General features: G+C 17.8%; 2 protein-coding genes. Both read left to right on the plus strand.

The window, feature by feature from the left end:
- Positions 1 to 468: 468 nt before the first annotated feature.
- Positions 469 to 612 (plus strand): hypothetical protein, encoded by a 144-nt coding sequence (locus ON17_RS03525; protein WP_017191586.1) that lies wholly within the window; start codon positions 469 to 471, stop codon positions 610 to 612.
- 146 nt (positions 613 to 758) lie between these two features.
- A complete protein-coding gene (locus tag ON17_RS03325) occupies positions 759 to 863 on the plus strand; it encodes an SVM family protein (RefSeq protein WP_017191587.1) in 105 nt (34 codons plus the stop codon).
- Positions 864 to 1,285 lie beyond the last annotated feature (422 nt).

Here is a 1,285-nt window from a genome sequence, read left to right on the forward strand (position 1 = left end):
TGTTAATATAAAATTAATTAATAAATAATTTCAATTTGTAAAAAGTAAATTTTTTAGAATAAATTGAGATTTTCTATTGGTTGTTCCAATTTTTTTTAGCATTCTTAGAAACACTTTAATATAATTAAAAAAGGAGTTTTATATAAAAATGGATTCAATAAAAATTTTTATTTTATTTTTGATTTTGATTATGGCTATAATTTTTTTGGTATTTAAATATAAAGAATTGAATGACAAATATTCATTAAAATCTAAAGAATTAAGAGATTTTAAAAAAAATTTTTTGAAAAAAATCATAGCTTTTTTATAAAAGAGCAAATAAATCCTGATATAGAACATTTAACTAAAAATATTGATACTTGTAGAGATATTCTTACAACAATTAAATTAAAAAAAAGAAAGAAATTTTTACAATTATTTAAATTTCAACTAAACAATTTTTTAGAACGAAGTTTAGACCATCGTTCTTTGATTAAAAATGAAGACGTTCTACAAATAATAGAAAAAGAATTAATACAAACTTTTTTGATTTTTTATCATGATATTTTATTATCACAAAATTCAATTCATAAAAGTAGAATTTTTGATTCAAATACAGATGAAATAATTTAACATTTTCAATCCTAAAATTTTCCATCCTGTTATTAATAAAATTGCGATATATTATGTGTTCTGATCCGTTAAAAAAATTCTTTTTTCGCCTCATTCTTTTTTAACAGATCAGAACATTTTATAAAAATCAAAGGAAATATTAAGTAATGTTGAAATTAAAAAATCATTTTCAAATAATTTATCTTTTTTTAATTACTTTTATAGGAATATTAATTGCCAATAACAATCAATTAATGAAAACAAAAAATTGATATTATAGAAGATGCTATGAAACAATTAAATGAAGATATTCAATATTTTAATAAAAAAGAACACAAATTAGTTTAAATAAAATAACAAAATTAATATCTAACGAAAATAAAAGAAAACTAAAATTCTAAGATAATGCAAAATCACAAAAACAATTAAATATTAAAATCCAAATTTGACCCTTTCAAAAAAATTCAAATAAAAATTATAAAAAATAACAACTTGTAGAGAAAAAACTTTTACCAATTTTTAAAACCATTATATTTTTAAACCTATGTCAAAATTTGCAGCTTTTGAATTTAAGGAGTAGTAATTTTGTTGACGATTTTTTCTCTTTTTTTAATCTAACTATATATATATTGAGGGCATAAAATATTTAAAAAATATTTTCAAACTATCTTTTGAAATTAGTAATATATAAAAT

This window comes from Poinsettia branch-inducing phytoplasma str. JR1 (assembly GCF_000309465.1).
Lineage (GTDB): Bacteria > Bacillota_I > Bacilli_A > Acholeplasmatales > Acholeplasmataceae > Phytoplasma > Phytoplasma pruni.

What these genes read in the sequence shown, in the direction of transcription:
- ON17_RS03325 (WP_017191587.1), top strand. Translation starts at nt 759, where the DNA reads ATGTTGAAATTAAAAAATCATTTTCAAATAATTTATCTTTTTTTAATT.